The 5,744-nt window shown below is 70.8% G+C and carries 5 protein-coding genes; 2 read left to right on the plus strand and 3 right to left on the minus strand.

Features of this window, described 5'->3' with window-relative positions; translation table 11 throughout:
- The coding region (locus DLJ47_RS32925; protein ID WP_109905949.1) for a metallophosphoesterase at nt 1-887 on the minus strand (887 nt) is incomplete at its 3' end.
- Nucleotides 888-912: 25 nt separating this feature from the next.
- On the opposite strand from DLJ47_RS32925, the gene DLJ47_RS32930 reads away from it, so the two are divergent.
- The gene (locus tag DLJ47_RS32930; RefSeq protein WP_109905945.1) at nt 913-1,368 is read left to right on the plus strand and encodes a GatB/YqeY domain-containing protein; all 456 of its coding nucleotides are present in this window, start codon (nt 913-915) and stop codon (nt 1,366-1,368) included.
- Nucleotides 1,369-1,448: 80 nt separating this feature from the next.
- On the opposite strand, the gene DLJ47_RS32935 is transcribed toward DLJ47_RS32930, so the two are convergent.
- The gene (locus DLJ47_RS32935) at nt 1,449-3,878 is read right to left on the minus strand and encodes a penicillin-binding protein (RefSeq protein WP_109905951.1); all 2,430 of its coding nucleotides are present in this window, start codon (nt 3,876-3,878) and stop codon (nt 1,449-1,451) included.
- 403 nt (nt 3,879-4,281) lie between these two features.
- Between DLJ47_RS32935 and DLJ47_RS32940 the strand changes: the two genes are divergently transcribed.
- Nucleotides 4,282-4,602, plus strand: coding sequence for a WhiB family transcriptional regulator (locus DLJ47_RS32940; RefSeq protein WP_088996464.1), 321 nt, complete (start codon nt 4,282-4,284; stop codon nt 4,600-4,602).
- An 84-nt stretch (nt 4,603-4,686) separates the two neighbouring features.
- Here the strand turns inward: DLJ47_RS32940 and DLJ47_RS32945 are convergent.
- The coding region (locus DLJ47_RS32945; protein ID WP_109905947.1) for an ArsA family ATPase at nt 4,687-5,744 on the minus strand (1,058 nt) is incomplete at its 5' end.

The following is a 5,744-nucleotide window of genomic DNA, read 5'->3' on the forward strand; positions in this document are numbered from 1 at the left end:
GGGATGAGGGTGAGGACGCTGGCCTCGGGCGGGCAGGCGAAGCGGACCGGGGCGGTGGGGTGCGTACCGAGGCCGGCGGAGACGTGCAGCCAGGAGTCCGAGTCGGGCCAGCGGTGCAGGCCCCGGGCCATCGACCGGGGCAGCCCGCAGTTGGTCACCAGCGCGCCGAAGCCCGGTACGCAGACCTGGCCGCCGTGGGTGTGCCCGGCGAGCAGCAGCCCGAAGCCGTCGGCGGCCATCTGGTCGAGCACCCGCGGCTCGGGGGAGTGGCTGAGCGCGATGGACAGGTCGGCCGAGGGGGACACCGGCCCGGCCACCGCCGGGTAGTCGTCCCGCTCGATGTGCGGATCGTCGACGCCGGCCAGCTCGACCACCCGGCCACCGGCCTTGATCGTGGTACGGGCGTTGTTCAGGTCCACCCAGCCGGCGCCGGCGAGCACCTCGCGCAGCTCCTCGTGCGGCAGCTCGACGCCCTCGGTGTACTCGCGGTCCGGCAGGAAGTAGGTGAACGGGTTCTTCCAGACCGGGCCGGTGTAGTCGTTGGACCCGAAGACGAAGGCGGCCGGGTAGTCGAGCAGCGGTTGGAGCGCCCGCAGCACCCCCGGCACGGCGTCGGGATGCGCCATGTTGTCCCCGGTCACCACGACCAGGTCGGGGTCGAGGGCGGCGAGTGAGGCCACCCAGCGCTGCTTGCGCGCCTGGTCGGGCGTCATGTGCAGGTCAGACAGGTGCAGCACGCGCAGCGGCTCGGCGTCGGCCGGCAGCACCGGCACGTCGTACCGCCGCAGGGTGAACATGTTGCGCTCGACGAGCGACGCGTAGGCCAGGGTGGCCGCGCCCACCGCGGCGGTTCCGGCCGCGAGCCGGAATAGTGTGCGCTTTCGCATGGCGTTCAGGGTAGTTTGACCGTCCATGAGCACGCTGAAGGACCGCCTCACCGCCGACATGCGCGCCGCTCTCAAGGCGCGCGACGAGCTGACCACCTCGACGCTGCGGATGGCCCTGGCGGCCGTCGGCACCGCCGAGGTCGCCGGCAAGGCCAAGCGTGACCTCACCGACGACGAGGTGCTCGCGGTGCTGACCAAGGAGGCGAAGAAGCGGCGGGAGGCCGCGACCGCCTTCGCCGACGCCGGCCGCACCGACCAGGCCGCGAAGGAGACCGCCGAGGGCGAGGTGCTGGAGCGTTACCTGCCGAAGCAGCTCTCCGATTCCGAGCTGACCGAGCTGGTCGCGGGGGCGCTCGCCGCGGGCGGGTTCACCGGCAAGGCGCAGATGGGCCCGGCCATGAAGGCGGCCCAGGCCGCGGTGGCCGGCCGGGCCGAGGGGGGCCGGGTGGCCGCCGAGGTACGCCGGCAGCTCGGTCTCTGACCCCGCCGGCTCCGGCCGGCGTACGCGAAACGGGCGGGCACCCCAGGTGGGGTGCCCGCCCGTCGTCGTGTCCTGCGACGTCAGCCGCGGGGGCGGCCCGGTGGCCGGCCGGGGTTGGTCGGCTGGTCACCGGGGGTGCCCGGCTTGGTGCCGCCGCCGCTGCTGACCTGGATGGTGACCACGCCACCCTTGATGGTCCGGCCGTCCGGGCTGGTGCCGGCGGCGGTGCCCGGCGGGCAGCTTGAGGTCACCTTGACGTCGGAGACGACCGCGTCGAAGCCGGCACCCTTGATCCGGTTCTTCGCCGTCTCGAGCGACTGGCACTTGACGTTCGGGATGGAGCGCTGGTCACCCTCGGAGATCTTCTTGCCGGGTGGCTCGAAGTCGATCCGGGGCTTGCCCTTCATCGCGTCCCGCAGCGTCTCGTAGACCGGCGGGTTGATGCCGTTGGGCACGTTGTGCCCCATCTTGACGTTGGTCTGCGGCCAGTCCGGGTCGGCCATGATGCCGGCCACCGCGTACTGCTTGGTCATCGCGACCAGCGCGGCGCTCTTCTCCGAGTCGGTGGTGCCGGACTTGCCGGCCACCGGCGCCTTGACGATGCCCTTCACGTTGGCCGCCGTCCGGCTGCCGCCGCAACTGCCGTTGGCCGGGTTGTCACCGACCGGGCAGCGGGCGGCGTCCACCGCGGCCCGGGCCACGTCGGTGCTGATCCGCTTCTCGCAGCGCGGGTTGGCGATGTCCAGCTTCTTGCCCTCCGGGTCCCGGATCTCCTGCACCGGGATCGGCTCGCAGTACTTGCCGTCCGCGGCCAGGGTGGCGTACGCGTTGGCCAACTCCAGCGGGGTGGTCTGCGAGACGCCCAGGGTGAAGGCGCCCCAGTCGTGCGCGTAGTCCTTGTTGCTGGCGAACTTGGCGTCGTTGCTGGCCCGGAACTGGATGCCGAGCCGCTTGGCCACGTCGACCACGTTCTCCGCGCCGACCTGCTGCTGCAACGGCACGAAGTAGGTGTTGATCGAGGCGCTGAACGCGCTCCACATGGTCTGCACGCCGCCGGCCTTCTTGCCCGAGTTCTGCGGGCAGTACAGGTTGGTGCCGGGGCAGGCGGCCGGGCTGTTCCGCTCGACGATGTACTCGGACCGGAACGTCTGCGGCGCGTTGATGGTGTAGCTGAGCGGGATGCCCTTCTCCAGTGCCGCCACGATGGTGAACATCTTGAAGGTCGAGCCGGCCTGGTACCCGGTGATGCCGTCGCCGCCGGTCAGCAGCGGGTTGACCGTGTTCGGGTAGTTGCCGCGCTTGCCCTTCTTGCGCTGCTTCGGGTCGCTGTGCGGCTTGTTGGCCGGCTTCTTCGGGTCGTCCAGCTTGAAGTTCCGGTTCACCGCCAGCGCCCGGACCCTGCCCGTGCCCGGCTCGACCACCGCGACCATGGCGGCTTCCTTGGCGGTCTCCTTCTTGGCCTTGCGGACCGCCTTGTCGGCCGCGCGCTGCGCCTGCGGGTCGAGCGTGGTGACGATGTGGTAGCCGCCGCTCTTGAGCCGCCGCTCCCGGTCGTACGAGGTCGAGCCGAACGTCTCCTGCCCCATCCACCAGCGGTAGAGGTAGTCGCAGAAGAAGCCCCAGCCCTTCTCCGCGGTGTCGACGCAACCGTTCGGGGTGCGCTTGTCCTTGACCACCAGCTTGGTCGCCTTGGCGGCGTCCGCCTCCTGGCGGGTGATCGCGCCGATCTCGAACATGTTCTCGATGACGTAGTTGCGCCGGTCGACGGCGAGCGGGTAGCCGCTCTTGGTGGTCGGGTCGAAGGAGCTGGGCGCCTTCACCAGGCCGGCCAGCATCGCCGCTTCCTCGATCTTCAGGTTCTTCGGCGCCTTGCCGAAGTAGACCTGGCTGGCGGCGTAGACGCCGTACGCGCCGTTGCCGAACGCGGCGATGTTCAGGTAGCGCTCCAGGATCTCGTCCTTGGAGAGCTCCTTGTCGATCTGGAGTGCGTAGCGCATCTCGCGCAGCTTGCGGGCGCTGGTGTCCTCGGTCGCGGCGACCACGTCGGCCGGGTGGGTGGCCGAGTACGCGATGGCCAGCCGGACGTACTGCATCGTCAGCGTGGAGGCGCCCTGGCGGTCGGCGCCGGCGTTCTGGTTGTTGACGAACGCGCGGGCCACGCCGTTGAGGTCCACGCCGTTGTGCTTGTAGAAGTCGTGGTCCTCGGCCGCGATGATGGCCTTCTGCATCACCGGCGAGATGTCGGCGAGCTTCACGTCGCGCCGGTTCTCGTCGTACATGGTCGCCAGTTGCGTCTTGCCGTCGGCGGCGTAGAGGTAGCTGATCTGCGGCGCTCGGGCCACCGTCAGCTCCTTGGGCAGCGCGCCGAACGTTTCGGCGCCGGCCTTGGCGGCCAGCCCGGACATCGCCACCGCGGGGAAGGCCGCCGCCGCGACGACCACGCCGGCCAACAGGCCGCAGATCAGCAGCGATGCGGCGTTGGTCAGCACATTGTGGTCACGTTTCCGCATCCAGGTCACCTCGACAGGGTACGCGAACAGGTAACGAGGGGCGCTGGGGCGTTCTTTCCCCATTTCCTGCGCGCGCCGACCTCGTTGTGCTAAACGCACGACCCCTGGTGCGTGGTTGCGTGAACCTGGCGCCGAGTCTCCTCCATTCGGGGGACGGCCGCAGCGTTTTCACGTACTGGGGAGGGGTAAGCGGCGGTCGAGAGCCCGGGAAGCCGGGAGTGTACGGAATGATGGATTTAGCCGACAACGTTGCGTAATCGGGCGACTACAGAGCATGATGGGGGCGGCGACAGCGCCACATGTCGTCCGTGCCGCCTTGGGGAAGGCAGGCCCGGTCGATCGGGGGGAATTGCCGGCTGGTCCGCACGACGTCGGTAGGTACTGCAAGGGGGGACGTGTACACATGGGCATGATCACTGACTGGCCGTCGCTGGCGGCATGTCAGAACGGGGACCCGGACGCGTTGTTCGTACAGGGCGCCGAACAGAACGTGGCGAAGCGGATCTGCCGGAGCTGCCCAGTTCGGTACGAGTGCCTGGCCGACGCGCTGGACAACCGGATCGAGTTCGGTGTGTGGGGTGGCATGACCGAACGCGAACGCCGCGCGCTGCTGCGCCGTCACCCGCAGGTGACGAGCTGGCGCAAGATGTTCGAGGCCGCGATGAAGAAGAACGGCAAGGACAAGGCCGGCAAGGACAAGATCCTGGTCACCGCCGCCGGCTGACCGCCGCGCTCCGGGCCCGGCCGACCGCGAACGGTCCGGGCCCGACCGGCCGCCACGGGTTCGGCCCCGCCGGCCGCCACGGCCTCAGGCCCGGCTGATCGCCGCGCCGATCGTCCGCAGCCCGTCGACGTCGTGCACGTCGGCGGGCTGCGCCGTCACCGACACCGCCGGCACCGCCGGGAACTCCGCGGTGAAGCGCTCGGCGACCCGCTGCTCCCGGCGCGCCTGCTGAACCAGCGCGGCGTGCGCCCGCAGCACGTCCTCGGTGGCCTCGTGCCCACCGAGGTCGGCCAGCCGCTCGGCGGCGGCCAGGCTCTCCGCCGCGTCGAGGTCGGGCACCGCCGGCCGGTGCACCCGGTTGAGCACCAGGCCGGCCAGCGGCATCCGCTCCGCCCGCAGCCGGCCGGCGAAGTAGGCGGCCTCCCGGACCGCGTCCGGCTCGGGCGCCGCGACCAGCAGGAACGCCGTCTCCCGCGCCTGCAGGATGCGGTACGTCTGCTCGGCGCGCTGCCGGAACCCGCCGAACATCGAGTCGAGCGCGGCGACGAAGCCGGAGAGGTCGGTGAGCAGCTGCGCGCCGAGCACCTTCTGCACGACCTTGGAGAACATCCCGAAGGACGCGGTGACCAGGCTGAACATGCTCCGCCCGCCGCTACGCGCCGGGGCCAGCAGCAGCCGCAGCATCCGGCCGTCGAGGAACCGGGACAGCCGCGCCGGTGCGTCGAGGAAGTCCAGCGCCGACCGGGACGGCGGGGTGTCGACCACGATCAGGTCCCACTCGCCCCGGGCGTGCAGCTGGCCGAGCTTCTCCATCGCCATGTACTCCTGCGTACCGGCGAAGGTCGAGCTCATCGCCTGGTAGAAGGGGTTGGCGAAGATCTCCGCCGCCTTCGCCCGATCGGTGTGCTGGAGCACCACGTCGTCGAAGGTGCGCTTCATGTCGAGCATCATGGCGTGCAGCTCGCCGCCGCTGGCCTCGACGTCGATCCCCTTGACCTGGCGCGGGGTGTTGTCCAGCTCGGTGAGCCCGAGCGACTGGGCCAGCCGGCGGGCCGGGTCGATGGTGAGCACCACCGTACGCCGGCCGTGCTGCTCGGCGGCCCGGAGCGCGAGCGCCGCGGCGGTGGTGGTCTTGCCCACCC

It is taken from the genome of Micromonospora sp. S4605 (assembly GCF_003176715.1).
GTDB classification, from domain to species: Bacteria; Actinomycetota; Actinomycetes; order Mycobacteriales; family Micromonosporaceae; genus Micromonospora; species Micromonospora echinaurantiaca.